The 17,250-nt window shown below is 43.1% G+C and carries 14 protein-coding genes; 5 read left to right on the top strand and 9 right to left on the bottom strand.

Features of this window, described 5'->3' with window-relative positions; genetic code table 11:
• Positions 1–44 precede the first annotated feature (44 nt).
• The 7 genes from cbiE to HQK88_10135 all read right to left on the bottom strand — a co-directional run bounded on the left by cbiE (position 45) and on the right by HQK88_10135 (position 8,962).
• Positions 45–677, bottom strand: a complete 633-nt coding sequence (gene cbiE, locus HQK88_10165; GenBank protein MBF0617162.1) for a precorrin-6y C5,15-methyltransferase (decarboxylating) subunit CbiE — start codon at positions 675–677, stop codon at positions 45–47.
• Positions 665–1,720, bottom strand: coding sequence for a cobalamin biosynthesis protein CbiD (gene cbiD / locus HQK88_10160; protein ID MBF0617161.1), 1,056 nt, complete (start codon positions 1,718–1,720; stop codon positions 665–667). Before cbiD ends, cbiE begins: the two co-directional genes overlap by 13 nt.
• On the bottom strand, positions 1,721–2,428 hold the full coding sequence (cobI, locus tag HQK88_10155) for a precorrin-2 C(20)-methyltransferase (protein ID MBF0617160.1): 708 nt from the start codon (positions 2,426–2,428) through the stop codon (positions 1,721–1,723).
• An 8-nt stretch (positions 2,429–2,436) separates the two neighbouring features.
• Complete coding sequence (locus HQK88_10150) at positions 2,437–3,174, bottom strand: ABC transporter permease (protein MBF0617159.1); 738 nt, start codon at positions 3,172–3,174, stop codon at positions 2,437–2,439.
• Positions 3,167–4,027, bottom strand: a complete 861-nt coding sequence (locus tag HQK88_10145) for an ABC transporter ATP-binding protein (protein MBF0617158.1) — start codon at positions 4,025–4,027, stop codon at positions 3,167–3,169. The genes HQK88_10150 and HQK88_10145 overlap by 8 nt, the downstream gene beginning before the upstream one ends.
• 691 nt (positions 4,028–4,718) lie before the next feature.
• On the bottom strand, positions 4,719–7,823 hold the full coding sequence (locus HQK88_10140; protein MBF0617157.1) for an efflux RND transporter permease subunit: 3,105 nt from the start codon (positions 7,821–7,823) through the stop codon (positions 4,719–4,721).
• Positions 7,820–8,962: an efflux RND transporter periplasmic adaptor subunit gene (locus HQK88_10135; GenBank protein ID MBF0617156.1), complete on the bottom strand. Its 1,143-nt coding sequence runs from the start codon at positions 8,960–8,962 to the stop codon at positions 7,820–7,822. The genes HQK88_10140 and HQK88_10135 overlap by 4 nt, the downstream gene beginning before the upstream one ends.
• Positions 8,963–9,213: 251 nt before the next feature.
• Here HQK88_10135 and HQK88_10130 point away from each other — a divergent pair, with 251 nt between their 5' ends.
• The gene (locus HQK88_10130) at positions 9,214–11,214 is read left to right on the top strand and encodes a methyl-accepting chemotaxis protein (GenBank protein ID MBF0617155.1); all 2,001 of its coding nucleotides are present in this window, start codon (positions 9,214–9,216) and stop codon (positions 11,212–11,214) included.
• Between the two features lie 69 nt (positions 11,215–11,283).
• Here the strand turns inward: HQK88_10130 and HQK88_10125 are convergent, their stop codons facing one another.
• Both HQK88_10125 and HQK88_10120 read right to left on the bottom strand, forming a co-directional pair.
• A complete protein-coding gene (locus tag HQK88_10125; GenBank protein MBF0617154.1) occupies positions 11,284–12,711 on the bottom strand; it encodes a nitrous oxide reductase accessory protein NosL in 1,428 nt (475 codons plus the stop codon).
• Positions 12,712–12,851: 140 nt separating this feature from the next.
• Positions 12,852–13,145 (bottom strand): hypothetical protein, encoded by a 294-nt coding sequence (locus HQK88_10120; GenBank protein ID MBF0617153.1) that lies wholly within the window; start codon positions 13,143–13,145, stop codon positions 12,852–12,854.
• A 152-nt stretch (positions 13,146–13,297) separates the two neighbouring features.
• On the opposite strand from HQK88_10120, the gene gcvH reads away from it, so the two are divergent.
• The 4 genes from gcvH (at position 13,298) to HQK88_10100 (ending at position 16,935) form a co-directional block, all read left to right on the top strand.
• A complete protein-coding gene (gene gcvH / locus HQK88_10115) occupies positions 13,298–13,684 on the top strand; it encodes a glycine cleavage system protein GcvH (protein MBF0617152.1) in 387 nt (128 codons plus the stop codon).
• A complete protein-coding gene (gene lpdA / locus HQK88_10110; protein ID MBF0617151.1) occupies positions 13,681–15,066 on the top strand; it encodes a dihydrolipoyl dehydrogenase in 1,386 nt (461 codons plus the stop codon). The genes gcvH and lpdA overlap by 4 nt, the downstream gene beginning before the upstream one ends.
• A gap of 89 nt (positions 15,067–15,155) precedes the next feature.
• Entirely contained in the window at positions 15,156–16,439 is a 1,284-nt protein-coding gene (gene eno / locus HQK88_10105; GenBank protein MBF0617150.1) for a phosphopyruvate hydratase, read from the top strand.
• A 121-nt stretch (positions 16,440–16,560) separates the two neighbouring features.
• Positions 16,561–16,935 (top strand): septum formation initiator family protein, encoded by a 375-nt coding sequence (locus HQK88_10100; protein ID MBF0617149.1) that lies wholly within the window; start codon positions 16,561–16,563, stop codon positions 16,933–16,935.
• Positions 16,936–17,250: the final 315 nt, after the last annotated feature.

Below are 17,250 nucleotides of genomic sequence, written 5' to 3'. Positions count from 1 at the left end.
CTTTCTATCAGAGCTTTCCACTAAGAAATATAATGGAAAAAACACTATCTGCGAGGCACAATTAAGACAACTTCTTTATCGTTGTCATCGGGTATGTTTAAATCCGCAATGGTGTTTACTTCTATTATTTGCTCGTTGTTACAGGTAATATTACGGCACACATAAACGGTTTTGCTTCTGTTAAGGATACCCATTTGTGAGAGAGTTTTTACAACCAGCGGAGAGTTGTTTTTTCTGTCACAGAGGATAGCGACTCTTTCGTGATTAGGCGCATCATTGAGTCCATTAAGCGGACGGCCATGTACGGAGATAATTCGTACGTTAAGCCACTGTTGTTTTACCTTTGAAAAAGCCGCCATGACACTTGATATTCCTGGCACTATTTCTGTAACTGAATCCCGTCCGAAGCGTTCCATGATTTTTTCCGACAGGCTGTATATCCCAGCATCTCCTGTAATCAAAACTCCTACGGCTTTGCCCTCATTTTTACCGATAAGATTTAAAATCTCCTCTATCCCACTTTCCTCATAAATCACCTTTCCCGTGATTTCACCAATTGCCGCTATCTGATGTTTCATCCCAATTAAGACCTCACAGTTCTGAGCGCTCTTTACGGCTCTAAACGTTACATAATCGCTACCACCCGGGCCAACCCCTATCAGAGTTATTCTGTGCATGTGCTATGGCCAATAAGTGTTTTTTTCATATCAAACAAATATACCTCTATTGAGGGTAGCCTGTAAATACTTTTTATCTTAAAGCAAATTTCATGTGCTAATTTCGTAAAATCTCCCCCTGTTTCGGTAATTTTATCAATTATTTCCTCTACCGTGTTAAAATTGCCGTTTAAACCCATAAACTCTGATACAAATGCTGCAGCCTGCGGGGAACGTCCCGAGTGGGTATCTGTGTATCCCATCAGAATTTTGGCTAATTTGCCGGGATGGCCGCCAAGCGTTACGTGCTTAAATCCTTTTGATTTGACATAGTCCATAGCTAAACCTGGGAAATTACTAAACTGCACAACTCTGGTTGGCCCTAAAATACGCTTGAGGGCATCCTCCCCGATTTTTCCGGGAGCAAGGCGGATAGTCTCAGGGTTTTCGTAAAACGATACATCTATCTCACATTTAACCGTCTCTTTTATAGCATCAACACTCATGGGTTCAACTATGCCGGTAGTGCCAAGGATTGAGATTCCGCCCGTTATACCTAGCCGTGGATTAAAAGTCTTTTGGGCAGCAAGTTCTCCGTTACTGACAGAAATCTCAACCTCTAAATTTAATGAATCCTTTGAAAAAACCTCACGCACCGCCTGCGTTATCATGGCTTTTGGCACAGGATTGATCGCCCAGTCGCCTACTTGCTGCTGAAGCCCCTTTTTTGTCACTCTGCCTACTCCTGCTCCTCCTTTTATAACGATTTTACTTTCGTTGTCAGCACTTTGTTTAAGCAGTCTCAGTGTGGCAACGATTTCAAGTCCATTAGTTACATCCGGGTCATCGCCGCTTTGTTTGATTACAGAGGCGGTTGCAGAGTTATCATCAGGGGTAAGTGTACAACTTTTGATATTAATAAGCAGACTCTCTTTTAGATTTGGCAGCGTGATGTGAACTCTTTCCGGCAGAACACCAGTCTTAAGAAACATGGCAGCAGCTTTGGCTGCCGCTGTAGCAGCTGAACCCGTGGTAAATCCACACCTGCTAAGAGTCTGAGCCATTTAAGCTTTTTTTATAATGGCAAGTGACAGATAAGCGGCATCAAAATCCGGAGAGGATTCAAGTAAATCTACAATGTTTTCGCCCTCAAGTCCAACCCTTTGCACCAAATATGCCACATCGGGTGAGGATTCTCTTATGGCCTCAATCAGGGCATTCAATTTCTTGTGGACTTTCATAAATACTACGGTTGAGTGGTTTTTTATCCTTTCGGTGTTAACGTCTGCCTTTGCGCTGAGTTCATAGATGCCAATGTTGTCTCCTTTGCTGGCAAGCGAAATACCTAAAAGTGCAGAGGACGCATTCACTGAACTTATCCCGGGAATGTGTTTTATCGCTACTCCGATATTTTTAAGTTTATCGGTCAGATAGTTTGATGTGCTAAACAGTGTGGGGTCTCCCATAGAGACGTAGGAAACGGTTTTACCGGAACTAAGGAGAGATTTAATCGTCTCTGCAAGCTCAGTGTATCTTTTTGATAACTCATCTTTTTTGTTATTCATCGGGAAATAGTACATCTGAATTTTTTCATCCGGTGCATAATGTGATACGATGTCTTTAGCCACACTTCTGCCTAACTCATCCGACTGCGGCACAATTACCACATCGGATTGCTCTAAAATCCGCATGGCTTTTACTGTGACAAGCTCAGGATCACCGGGCCCAAGCCCAAGAGAATACACAATATTTTTATTCATAATGTTATTCATTTGTAAGTTTAACTCTCCACCTTTTTTAATGCCATAACGGCTGTAAGAAAGAATACCACAGAGTATGCAAAAAGCAAAAGCATATACAGTGGATTAATCTCACCGCCTGTAAGTGAGGCCCGTATTACCTTAACTGAATAGGTCAGAGGCAGCATATATACTACTGCCTTAAAAAACACTGGGAGTCTGTCAACGGGATAAAACGTGCCACAAAGAAAAATCATCGGCGTTATCACAAAATTATTAACCAATGCCTGACCGGCATGGTCTTTTACAACCATCGAGGTGGTTACGGCAAGTGAGGCAAACAAAAAGGTGTGCAAAAGCAATGCAGGGATAAAGGCAGCGTTAAATTGCAGCTTAACGTTAAAGACAACTGCAAAAGCAAAAATCATAAGCCCGCTCAGCACCCCTCGCAGCACTCCAAAGACCGCCTCACCCAGCACTATTTCAAAGTGAGACACCGGAGCTGTCAGGTATTGCTCAAATGTGTGAAAGTAAAATCTCGATATGTTCATCTCCCCAGAGATGGCATAACTTTGGTTAAGGCTGTTCATTGTAATTAATCCCGGAATAAGAAACGACATATATGACATATTCCCAACCACAACAGAATTTCCCATACCCCAGCCAAAGGCGATTAAGTAAAGAAGCGGCGACAGCGACTGAGACAGAAGCTGTTTTTTTAACCGTTTTCTGAAAATCGAGAGATCTCTATATAAAACCGCATAAAAGCCGTTAAACATTAATTTTCCGTCCCGTTATTTGTAAAAACACGTCCTCAAGTGTGCACTCCCGTATCTTACAGGCATAGGAGCAGCTTTTAATAGCCTCAATTGCATCTTCTTTATTTTCAAAAAAATTCTCCTCGGTTTTGTCCTCTTTAAAAGTTTCCAGGACAAACTTTCCTGTTGCGGCTTTAAGTTCGCCCGGAGTGCCGCTTGTTATTATCACTCCTCCGTCTATTATAAGTACCCGTGCACAGAGCTTTTCAGCCTCCTCGATATAATGAGTGGTTAAGAGAATGGTGGTTTTTTTTGTCTGATTTATAGTTACGATAAAATCCCATATGGTACGTCTAATCTGAGGGTCAAGCCCGATAGTGGGCTCATCAAGGAATATGATTTGTGGTTCATGCAGCAGTGCGCGTAAGATGACAAGACGCCTCATCATACCTCCGGAAAATGTCTTAACTGCTTTGTCTTTCACATCCAAAAGACCAGCAAATGTCAGGAACTCTTCAATCCTCTTTGAACGTTCACGTTTAGGAATGCCGTGGAGCATACAGTGAAGGTAGAGGTTTTCGTAAGCAGTCAAATCCCTGTCAAGGTTGTTTTGCTGAGGCACAACTCCAATGATTGCCTTTAAACGCTTTGAGTTTTCAAAAAAATCCTCGCCGTAGTAGCTAACCTCACCAGATGAGGGTTTTATAAGACCGGTTAGAATTTTAATAATTGTAGTTTTACCGGCTCCGTTAGGCCCTAAAAGTCCAACAAATTCTCCCTTTAGAAAACTAAAGCTTACACCATCCACGGCTGCTTTTTTGCCACCATAGTTTTTCGTAAGATTTCGTACCGATAATAAAACGTTATCATCCATTATCCAGTTTAATCTTACTTCTAAAAAAAAGACAACCGTGGATGAAGTAAGTTAAGAAGGGGAATGATTCCCCTTGACCCCCGGTTTGTTAACAACGTGTGATAGGCTTAGTCTAATGCTTTTTCGTTATCCTTGTTGGTAGAGAATTTTTCAATTGGCGTTCCGCCAATTAAAAAGTTTCAATGAGAGCTCCGCCCTCAAAACAGACGAACAGATTAAGAGATTTATAAGTATTATTTCTTTAAACGATATTCTGTATAAATTGCGCAGGTAAAATGAATCCACGTTGGAGCAGTCTTGCAGACTGCTCCGAAATGTTACTCCTTTTACTTCAAATCTGAAACCAAAGGTACAAACACTGTGGTGCAATCTACAAGATTGCACCAACGCTGAGTATTGAGAAAAAGAATTTTAACCACGAAAGGCACGAAAAAACACGAAATTTTTAAAGAATAATACCAAGTAGCCCCCAAAGAGGCAGTATAATGATAGAGCAAATCTTTAATTTGCGGGCAAGGCTCACCTCCCCTAAGCGGCGGAACGCCGGTTAAAAAATTCTTTTATCCGGGCAGCCACAGGGGGCTGCCCCTACACACAATGAAAAATCGTTGACAAAAAACCGGGGGTCACGGGGAATCATTCCCCGTGCGGGTGGGTTTAAGGGAGGGCAGAGCCCTCTCTTAAAATCCCTCTAATGGGGAGGCAGCGCCTCCCCATTATTACTCTTTGAGTGCGATATCCAGCGATTGAATTTATCAATGTAGATATAAAACACCGGCGTAATGTATAGAGTCATAAACTGAGAAAAAAACAAGCCGCCTACGACGCATATGCCAAGAGGTTGACGTGCTTCACCTCCGGCGCCAATCCCAAGAGCTATCGGTAGAGTGCCAAAAAGCGCCGCCATTGTTGTCATCATAATTGGTCGGAATCTAATCTGGCAGGCTTTAAAAATTGAGTCTTCGGCAGAGAGTCCCTCGTGTCTTTCAGCATCGAGAGCAAAGTCAACCATCATGATTCCATTTTTCTTTACAATTCCAATAAGCATAATCATCCCTACGTATGCGTACATATCAAGCTCTCTGCCAAAAATCCACAGGGCAAACAGAGCGCCAAAACCGGCAAGCGGTAGTGCAGTCAGGATTGTAAGAGGATGAAAAAAGCTCTCATAAAGCATCCCCAAAACCAGATAAATAATAACCACCGTCACAATCAGCAGAAAACCCATGCTTGCAAATGATTGCTTAAAGGCCTGTGCAGAGCCCTGAAAACTTGTGCTAATAGTGGCAGGCAGAGTGTCTTTGGCAAGTTTATTAATGTCTTCCATAGCAGTTCCTATTGAGTACCCCGGTTTAAGATTAAACGATATTGTAGCAGCTGGCACCTGTCCTATGTGATTTACACTTAGCGGGGAAACAGTCTGGCGAGTCTGCGCAACCGTGGAAAGGGGAATTAGTTTACCATTGGAGGATTTAATGTAGAGCATGGAAAGCAGCTCAGGGGATTCTGTAAATCCGGGAGCAAGTTCAAGTATGACGTAGTACTGGTTTGCAGCCGTGTACATGGTGGAGACCTGCCTGTCACTATAAGCGCTATAAAAAGCATCCTGAATCTGCTTCAAGGTAAGCCCCAGTGCTGAGGCTTTATCTCTGTCGATGATGATTTCCACGGTGGGTTTTCTCATTTGAAGATCTGATCTGACATCGGTAAGTGCCGGAAGCTTGCTAAGGCTTTCCTCCATTTGGGTGCCATACTTAAATAACTCATCAATGTCAGTTGTTTGCAGCGTGTATTGCCACTGGGCGCTGGCAATTCTGGCTCCAATTGTAATAAGCGGAGGGTTTACTAAAGAGACGATAAGGCCCGGAATCTGATTAAGCTTTGGCCTTAAACGATTGATAATTTGATCAACCGAGCTCTTACGTTCTGCCTTATCTTTGAGGCCGCAAAAAAGAATACCGCTTGTGTCTCCGGGAAAACCCGCGGCAGATGCTCCGCTTGCCTCTTTTATGTCAGGGTCTTCTAAGAATCTTTTTATTACCTCCTCCTGATGCTTTACCATACTGTCAAAGGAGATACTGTCTGAGGCTATGGAAAAAACTCTGAAAAAGTTTTGGTCCTGAGTTGGAATAAACCCCTTAGGAACCGCCCGTGCCAAAAAAACTGTGCCAACCACTATAAACACTAAAAAAACGACAACGTACTTGCGATGATAAATGACCCACTTTAAAGTGTCAGAGTAAAAGTTAAGCATCCTCTTAAAAAACGCCTCAGAGTACTCATAAAACCTGCCATGGGTGTGGCTAACAGCTCCCATAAAGCGAGATCCCATAACTGGAGTAAGGGTTAGTGAGACAAGCCCGGAAAACAAAATGGCAGATGTGATACACACAGAAAATTCCCTGAAAAGCCGCCCAATTATTCCTCCCATAAACATAATGGGAATAAAGACAACTACCAGAGAAAGAGTCATAGATAGAATTGTAAACCCAATCTCTTTGGAGCCGTTAAGTGAGGCATCCATTGCATTTTCACCCATCTCTATTCGCCGTACGATATTTTCAAGCACAACTATAGCGTCATCAACCACAAACCCTACGGCAAGGGTCAGGGACATTAGGGATAAGTTATTAAGAGTGTAACCCATTAGATCCATTATGGCAAAGGTTCCAATCAGCGACAGAGGCACACTGAGTGCCGGAATAAGAGTCGGCCTCACGGCTCTTATAAAAAGAAAAATGACTATAATAACCAGAATAACTGTGAGAATCAGAGTATATTGAACATCGTTAATGGATTCTTTGATAAACAGCGACTGATCATAGAAAATTGCCATATCCATAGCGCCCGGCATGGAGGCTTTAAGCATTGGCATGAGGGATTTGATTTCTTTAGCAAGTGCTACAGTGTTTGTACCGGGTTGTCTGCTTACTAAAAGAAAGATGCCGCGTTTTGCGTGTCCTTTAGTATAAAACCAGGCCCTTTGTTTTTTATACTCAACGCCGTCAATCGCTGTTCCTATGTCTTTTACTCTAACCGGATAACCGTTTTGATATGTAACGATGAGATTATTGTACCCCTCGGCGTCAAAAATCTGTCCGGAGGGCTTAAGCATAAATCCGGTGTTTGTGCCTTGCAGCTCACCGCCGGGGAGATTTACATTTCCGGCTGCCAGTGCGTCTTGCACCTCGTTAATCCCTATCCCCTTGTTTGCAAGTGTACGGGGATTGACCTGCACTCTGACAGCAAATCGTTGAGTGCCGACAACACGCACCTGTGCCACACCGTTAATAGTGGAAAGATGTGGGGTCAGAATGTTTTCTGCGTAATCATTAAGGGCAGTGATTGGCAGGGTGTCTGAGACAAGTCCCAGAAAGATAATAGGCATATCGCCGGGATTAACCTTTTTGTACGTGGGGGGGTTAGGCATATTTCCGGGGAGCACACCCATAGCGGCGGAAATTGCGGCATTAACATCCTGAGCGGCATCGTCAATGTTTCTATCCAGCGAAAACTGAAGATTGATGGTGGTTTTCCCCTGCACGCTTGATGAGACCATGGAGTCAACGCCTGAAATACCTGAAAACTGCTTTTCCAAAGGCATGGCAACAGTGGAGGCCATGGTTTCGCTGTTAGCGCCGGGAAGAGCGGCACTTACCTCTATTGTTGGAAAGTCAACATTAGGAAGGTTATTGATAGGGAGCTTTTTGTAACTGATTATCCCAAAAAACAAGATCCCGGCCATAAACAAAATGGTCATGATGGGGCGTCTTATCCAGATTTCAGAAAGATTCACAATTTGTTAGGTTGCGGGCTCTGTAGCGGCCCCTCTGTCGGCATCTCATTGATCTTTACAGTTAAACCGTTTTTAAGTTTTATCTGGCCATCGGTTACGACAGTATCACCTGGTGCAATGCCTGAGGCAATAACAGTTTCATCCCTCTGCACTCTGTCAACGACCACATTTCTAAGCTCTGCGGTCATATCGGGCTTAACTACAAAGGCGTAGTTACCCTTAAGGCCGGCTTGTACGCAGGATGAGGGAACCACAACGGCGTTAGGTTGAATAGTCAGATAGACGATGACATTGACAAACTGTCCGGGCCAAAGGAATCCGTCCTTGTTTTCATACTCAGCCTTAAGCTCAATCATTCCGGAGCTCTGGTCAACGGAGTTGCTTATGAAGGTGAGCTTACCCTCGTGCGGTGTGTTTTCGTACTTAGGGGGATATGCGAGGACTTTAAGGCTGCCGTTATCGCTATAGCGTTTGATTTCGTTCAGATATTTTTCGGGCACTGAAAACCTGGCCAATATGGGGTGAATCTGGTTAATGGTGACGACTTTGGTTTTATTTTCCTCAACCACGGAGCCCTCTTTCAGTATAAGCCCTCCGGTTTTACCCTCAATCGGAGAGCGCACGGAGCAGTAGTTGAGATTAAGTTTCGCTTGCTTTACTAAAGCCTCATCGGACTTAACAAGTTCCTCCTGAGCCCTGTAACCGCTAGTGTTTTTATCGTATTCGGAGCGTGAGACGGCGCCTTTTTCAAGCAGGAACGTGTATCTTTGAGCCTCTTCTTTGGCATAGGTCAGGTTTGCTTTGTCTTTAGCAAGGACGGCCTCAGCCTGTGTAAGTTTTTCATTATACGGCTCGGGGTCAATAGTGATAAGCAGTTCGCCTTTTTTTACATATTGGCCTTCTTTAAAGTGAATCTTCAGGATTCTACCGGGAACCTGAGGCATAATGGACAGGGAATTATAAGCCTCAACCGTGCCAAATGCGGTTATCTCAACCGGCATGGACTTAGCAATTGCCTTTTGCACAGTAACAGGCACAGGAGGTGGTCCTTTGGATGCAGTTACAGACTTATCACATCCGGTAAGTGAAATAATTATCAGAATTAAAAAACGAAAATTGATATTTGTGTTTATCTTCATTGTAAGCTTTTCACTTTAATTAATAAACTAATTTGCTAATCATAATTATAACGTTTATGAGGTATGGAGTGTCAAGACACAATAAACCACAATAATCATGTAAAGATGTATTATTTGGAGAACGGCTGTATTAGTTCAAACATACGCAATGAACTTCTATTTGAAAATATCTGTGCAATTGCAATATAATATACTCCGTAATACTTAAGTGACACTACTATAATAATTGCATTGGTGGAGGCAAAAATCACATGAAGAAGTTTGTCAGCATAAAAACTAAGATTTTATTATCTATAGCTATTGTAATTTCCATATCAGGCACAATCTTTTTAATTAATAACTATTTAAAGAATCAGCAAAGCGTCATAGAAAACGCTCAGAGTGCTTTTGACGTTTTTCAAAAAGTCTATAAGAATGAACTGGAAACTAAAACAAAAGACCTCAGTATGTCTATGGAAATTTTGCTTTTAAATCATGACATTGTTTCCGCCTTTGCCAAAGGTGACAGAGATGCTTTGGCTAAACTTACGGTGGATTACTTTAAGAAAGATTTAAAACCGCAATACAGTGTTAAACAATTTCAATTTCATTCGCCGCAGGCTAAGAGCTTTTTCCGTGTCCATAAGCCGGAGAAATTCGATGACGACCTGTCATCGTTCAGACACACCGTGGTTGCAGCTAACAACACAAAAAAACCGGTTGTCGGACTGGAGGCAGGCCGTGAGGGATTGGGATTAAGAATTGTTTATCCGGTTTTTTCCGATGGTAACCATGTTGGCAGTGTGGAGTTTGGCGGAGACCTGGACGCTATCCTTGAGACGGCACAAAATGCAAGCCTTGTTGCATATGCCGTTTCTGTAAAGAGCGCCATTTTTAAAGAATCAAAAAGATTTGAGGATAAGGACAAGGACCTTGAAAAGGACGGCCTTACGTTTTTTCTTTATTCTGAGCCACAGGTCAGAGACATGATACTTAAGTTGGATATACAAAGAGCCGGAAAGATTTCTAAGTTAGACGGTAAAACAATATTTTTTAAAAGTTTTACGTTTAAGGATTATTCCGGAAACGATATTGGAGAGATTCTGGTTATAAAGGACGTATCACAGATAGTTTCTGCAATTCATAAAGAAATTTTGATACAAGCTGCATTTATTGTTATCGCTATGGTTATAACTGTGCTTATACTTTATATGATTATGCTTAAAGTGTTTATAAGGCCGCTTAATACAGCCGTTACCGCAATAAACAGACTTTCAGAGGGCAACCTCACAATAAATGTCAATTACGATAACAACGATGAGGTTGGAGCTCTGACGCATTCTATGAACAACATGATAGAGCGGTTAAACCACGATATGAGAAATGTATCTGACGCTTCTCATAATATGGCCTCGGCAAGTGATAAATTAAACGAATCATCAACCGAAATAAAAAACCACATAAAAGAACAAACTAAACGTACCTCGCTTGTTATGGAATCAACAAATGAGCTTTCCGAATCAGCCGGACAGATTGGCTCAAGTGCCAGAGAAATAGCGGACAGCGCCTCCCAGACTCTCAAAATAGCAACAAGCGGAGGTGATATCGTAAATAAAACCGTTTCTGAAATGCAATGTATAGAGGCCACAGTTGTTGAGTCCTCTCAGGTTATGTCAACCCTTGGTGACCGTTCAAAACAAATTGGAGAGATAATCAGCGTTATTAACGATATTGCAGACCAGACCAACCTGCTTGCCCTTAATGCGGCAATTGAGGCTGCAAGGGCCGGAGAACACGGCAGAGGTTTTGCGGTGGTTGCCGATGAGGTAAGAAAACTTGCCGAAAAAACCTCTAAAGCTACCACCGAAATCGGCTCTATGATTAGTTCCATTCAGACTGAGACTGAAAAAGCGGTTTTCTCTATGCAAGAGAGTTTAAATCGCGTTACGGCTGGTGTTAATTTATCTAAGGAGGCCGGTGAGTCACTTCAACATATCGTTCAGAGCGTAGGAGAGCTGGACAGTAAAGTAAACTATATACTTGACTTTACCCCTAAGATGTCCTCACTAGCGGATACCATAATAAGCGACATGGGTGAGATAGTCGGCATTTCGGCACAAACTGCATCTATGGCTGATGGGTTAAGCGATGCCTCTAATAATTTACGAACCCTTTCCCAGAATTTAAACAACGTGGTTGGCCAATTTATCCTTAAACAAACCATCCACACACCCATGGACACTACGTTTCAAAAGAGAATTGGAAATAACTAAGAATCAATGTTGCATAAAGCATCCTTTATACCCTTAGGCACAACGCCTAAGGGTATGAAGATTTTATCGTTAAAACATTACCTGAACGCCTGCTGTCATAAACCATGTGGTTTTCATCTGCAGGCCGTTTAGATCCTGATACAGTGGCATACCGCCCTCCACTCCAACACTGAAGGGCCCCTTAGTGAAACTGAAACCCAATATGCCATCCAATCGCTGTCCTCCGTAATTGGATGTTACCGAATCAGGCATTGGAGCGCCTGTGTTTATCCTGGCAATTTCAGTGTCCTCTCCTTTGATTGCGCCTGTGTCATTGTAGGTCAGACGAAGCCATGCGGCAGCTGGCCCCATGGCACGCTGAATCCATGTCATTGCCTTAAAGTTGTCCCCATAACTCCACCCGTTAGAGTTCCTGCCAGTATGCCACGTAAACATGGTCTGTCCGCCGTAGTTCCAGTTCCCATCGTCAGTTGTCACAGATAGTGTAAGGGCAGGCTTAAGGTCAAACGTACCATCCCCTAACTGCATGTCGTAAGGGGCCCGATAGGTGGTTCCCATCATTGCAATTTCCTGATTAATGTCACCAGTGGGAAGGGCAACACCAAGGCTTCCAGTCAGATATTTATTAAGCTTGTACATGCCGCGCAACTCCATATCCCCAAATCCGCTTGTTACCATTGGAGCCTCGGGTGTTATCCCTCTTCTGGACATAGGCCCCATATCCATAAGCATACCCATTTTGGTTGATTGATAGTTTGCCATTGCCATCACAGTCAGTCTGTCTGTAATTCCATACATCACCATCAACATCTGCATGTCCATAGTCATATCGGTGGGAATCATCATATATCTGTACGGAGTTCTTCGATTGTACCCAACATCTGTCTGACTGACGTTAGAGGTGCCGTCCCTAAGGCCCCTCATGTCCATGTGCATAAACTTATAGTTAACCATCCACATGCCAGCTGGATGGGTGTGATAGACATCGTCGCCAAATGCAGGGTTATATACAAGTTGTGCACCTGCTCCCATATCCATATGCATCATGTCGTGGCCGCCATGAGGGGCATTAGCTGCCTCATGCTGTGCTGTATCTATTGCATCATCAAAAGATGTTATATTCCCGCCGTTTGCCTGAGTATATTTTACAGCATCCTCTTTATTAGCAAAAGCCCATTTTGCCACAGAGCTCATTACGCCCCCCTTAGCTCCCCCAACAATCCAAAACGCACCTTTAGCATCAATAAGTTCCTTTGTAACATAATCGGCTGCCCTGACAGATTCAATTTTAGCATCCGGATGTGCTTTCATATAATTTGCAACACAATTTATACAGCAAAAGTCCACTTTTGTGCCGTCAGTGTAAGTAATCTGCATACGGCTGCGAGCGTCAAGCTCCATACCACAAAAGGCGCATTTCCCAGAATCTGCGGCAGCAATAGCTGTCGCAGCAGTAAGTAACAGACAAACAGTAAGAAGTAATGACATAATTTTCATAACAAATTCTCCTTATAATCTAATTCATAATTTATTGCGGCCACTTAATAAACATATCATCGTAAACTGCCTGAGAGTATTGGCTCAGTCAGGTTTACATGATTTTGAATGAGGTAGCTATTTTGTAATATTGATGGCGTTTATGCAGACTGAGGGGGATGACTTATTTCGGTTAAAAGAACTGGTTTATGGGAGGTAAAACTTTTATAAACATATAATTTATAAACGCTAAATATAAGAAATGTAAAATTTTGCTCATTAATAACCGGAATATCGGCTACCAGTGCTCCGGGAGGAGAGATATGACAAACATCAAGGGCTAAAATCGTTGGATTTCCGCCTAAAAACGGATTCATTGCTACAATGCCCGTACCCGGCATAACCACAGCAATTAGCACAAACGCTGCAATTAAAAAAGCCCCTGAAACTCTCATAACGGAGTGTAATATAACAATTAAATTAAAGTCAAGAATCCTGGAAAAACTTAAGGGAAAAATTTTTTGTTGACAAAGCCCTAATAGGTATGATAAGAAATTGTAGGCCCTAAAATATAAGACGGGAAAAAAACTTTTTCAGGAGGTTAGAGATGAATCCAGAAGATCTTCGATACCATAAAAAACACACATGGGTGAGTCTTTCGGGTAAGAAAGCAACGATAGGTATAACGGATTATGCGCAGGACGCACTGGGGGATATCGTCTATCTGGATTTGCCGGAGATGGACACAGAGGTGGAGGCTAACACGGAGATGTCTGAGATAGAGTCAACGAAAGCAACCTCGTCGGTAATAGCGCCTTTAAGCGGCACAGTGGTCAGCATAAATGAAGAGCTTGAGGATGCGCCTGAGGTGATTAACGAGGACCCGTACGGTAAGGGCTGGATAGCAGTGGTGGAGATGAGCGATGAGTCGGAGCTGGACGATCTTATGGATCTGCCGGAGTATGAAAAGTTTGTAGAAGAGGAAGAGGGATGAAATTAGCTATATTGGGAGCAGGCCCTGGAGGCTATGTAGCCGCCCTTAAGGCCGCTCAACTGGGGGCCGATGTAACCGTCATTGAGGGAAAAGAAGTTGGAGGCACCTGCTTAAATGAGGGCTGTATTCCCACAAAAACACTCATTGCCTCAGCAGAGGCATACTCAAAGGCAAAACATCTCAGCGAATTCGGGATAGACGTTACCGGAGATATTAAGCCTAATCCATCAAAGATTATAGCCAGAAAAAACGAGGTTATTTCCACTCAGGTCAAGGGTATAAAAGGACTCTTTAAAAGCTGGGGGGTTAAATTAAAAGAGGGACGCGGAGAGTTTATATCAGAAAAGGAGCTGCGAATATCTTTAAAAGGCGGCGGAGAGGAAACCTTTACCGCCGATAAATTCATAGTTGCTACCGGTTCAAGACCGGCTGAGATTCCGATTTTTCCCTTTGATGGTAAACATATACTTAATAGCACTGATGCTCTTGAGATCAGTTCCATACCAGCCTCTATGATAATTGTGGGGGCAGGCGTTATGGGCTGTGAGTTTGCCTGTATATATCAGGAGTTTGGCACAGAGGTAACAATGGTTGAGTTGATGCCGCGAGCGCTTACCACTGAGGACCCTGAGATTTCACAGACTATTGAGAGAGAGTTAAAGAAAAAGAAGATAAAACTCATAACCCAGGTAAAAGTAGAAAAGGTATCGGTAGAAGCAAACGGTGTAAAGGTATCATTGTCAAACGGCAAGGACTTGTTGGCTGAGAAGCTCCTGGTAACTATCGGCAGGTCGTTTAACACCCAGGGTATGGGACTGGATAAGGTGAGTGTGGAGACAGGTAAACGAGCTGAGATAAAAGTAAACAGATATATGGAAACGTCAAATCCGGACATATACGCAATAGGAGATGTAACGGGTGGTATGTTATTAGCCCATACGGCTTCAAAAGAGGGCGTTGTTGCGGCAAATAACATAATGGGACACTCTGAAGAGATGGACTATACGGTTGTGCCTGGAGGGATTTTTACCCATCCTGAGATAGGCTCAGTAGGACTTAGGGAGCATCAACTTGAGGAGCGGGGGTTAAAGTACCGTGTTGGCAGGTTTCAGTACCGCGCCCTTGGCAAAGCCCACGCTATGGGAGAAATATCCGGGCTTTTTAAGGTCATCTCAGATGAGGACGCAAAACGTATACTAGGTGTACACATAATAGGGCAAAACGCCTCCGATATAGTTCATGAGGCGGCAGTAGCCATGAAAAACGGATTGACGGTGCAGGATTTGGCAGAAACCATTCATGCCCATCCGACTCTTTCCGAAGGGCTAATGGAGGCAGCAGAGGATGTTTTAGGCCATGCCATCCATATGCCTAAAAAATAGGTACTATTTTAGTTAATAAGGTGAGAGTTGTTTGAAATGAGCCGTAGTATTGACGGTTACAGTTTAATAAAAAAACTAAGGGAGGGAGTATGTCAAAAATTGAAGTAGTACACGCCAGACAGATAATGGACTCAAGGGGAAACCCAACAGTAGAGGTGGATGTTATACTGGAAAGCGGAGCAGCGGGACGGGCTGCAGTGCCAAGTGGCGCTTCAACCGGAGAGAGGGAGGCTGTAGAGTTAAGAGACGGTGATAAGAGCAAGTACCTGGGTAAGGGAGTCCTTAAGGCCGTTGACAATGTTAATAAAATATTGGCAGCTAAAGTGATAGGTGAGGAGGCGATAAATCAGTCTCAGGTTGACAGGATAATGATTGAGGCTGATGCAACGCACAATAAGTCCAAACTAGGAGCAAACGCAATCCTTGGCGTATCTTTAGCTGTAGCAAAGGCAGCGGCTGAGGAGTGTGACCTTCCCCTTTACAAGTACATCGGCGGTGTAAATGCCAAAGAGCTTCCGGTTCCCATGTTAAACATAATAAATGGCGGCGCACATGCTGACAATAACGTGGATATTCAGGAGTTTATGATAATGCCGATAGGGGCACCCTCTTTTGCAGAAGCACTAAGGAACTCCGCAGAGGTTTTCCACACTCTTAAGAAAATCCTTCATGACAAAGGTCTTTCCACTGCAGTAGGCGATGAGGGCGGATTTGCCCCCAATCTTAAGTCAAACGAGGATGCTCTTGCTATTATTGTTGAGGCCATATCAAAGGCTGGTTACAAGCCCGGCACTGACTTCTATCTGGCTCTGGATGTTGCTTCCTCAGAGCTCTACAAAGACGGTAAGTATGATTTTGCCGGCGAGGGTAAGACCTTTACTAAAGCCGAGATGGTTGAGTACTATGCAAAACTCTGTGACAAATACCCGATAATTTCAATAGAAGACGGCTGCAGCGAAAACGATTGGGAAGGCTGGAAAATGCTGACCGACAAGTTAGCCAAAAAAATCCAGCTTGTAGGAGACGACCTCTTTGTCACAAACCCTTCAATCTTTAAAGAAGGCATAGAAAAGGGAATCGCCAACTCAATACTGGTAAAGGTCAATCAGATAGGCTCTCTCACTGAGACTCTTGATGCCGTAGAGATGGCAAAGCGGGCAAAATACACAGCGGTAATTTCCCATCGTTCTGGTGAGACTGAGGACACAACGATAGCGGATATCGCTGTTGCGCTAAACGCAGGACAGATTAAGACCGGCTCTACCTCACGCAGTGACCGTATTGCTAAATACAACAGGCTCTTAAGGATAGAGGAGGAGCTTGGAAGTATGGCAATTTATAAGGGACGCAATACCTACTACAACCTTAAGTAATTTAAAAGCGACTGTTATAAGACATAAATGCGCTCAGGGAGCACTCGGCAGTGTGTCCCTGAGCGCTCTCTGATTAGCAGGAGAGTTTCATATGAGAAATTTATGAAGGGACGGTAATTTATTGAGCAAAAGAAATCTTCTTAGGACGCAGATTGTAAAAGAGCGTAAGAATCGAAGCCGTATATTTGTATTTTTGTTTACGATAGCCTTTTTGCTGATAATGTTTGATTTAGTCTTTGACGATATGGGAGTGTTGCGGTACATGAAACTCAAAAGTGAAGAGAAGGTGCTTGAAAGCAGCATATCGGACATGGAAAAGAGTATCGTCAAACTAAAAGAGGACATAGGAGTAATTAGAAGCGATCCGTTTTACATAGAGAAACAGGCACGTGAAGACCTTGGGCTTGCCAAACCGGATGAGTATATCTTTAAGTACGAAAACACAGAGGCATCCAATAAAGAGGCTAAAGGGAAAATTAAAAAACAGGGGAAATGAAATCTACTGTAATTCTATCCTCTTTTAAACTGTTGTTTTTGTGTGATTCAAATCTATCTGAACTATGATTTTTTTGATTAAATGATGGATTTGGATTTTTAAAGGATAAATTCATTAAACTGTGTCAAGTCTGAAACTCCGTCACACAGTGATATCCAATATTAGCCTGCCCTCGAAAAATAAAGCAAGTTGAGAAATAGTTTGGCTCCAGTTTCTTAAAGGCTGGCTCCATTTTTCTGAACAGGGGCATCCCCTATGGGGAGGTTCTGAATCGACAGATACAGGAGCTTTAGAAGTGCGGTTTCGCTGGAGAAA

The organism is Nitrospirota bacterium, assembly GCA_015233895.1.
GTDB lineage: Bacteria > Nitrospirota > Thermodesulfovibrionia > Thermodesulfovibrionales > Magnetobacteriaceae > Magnetomonas.
This window is presented reverse-complemented; position numbering and strand designations above follow the sequence as displayed.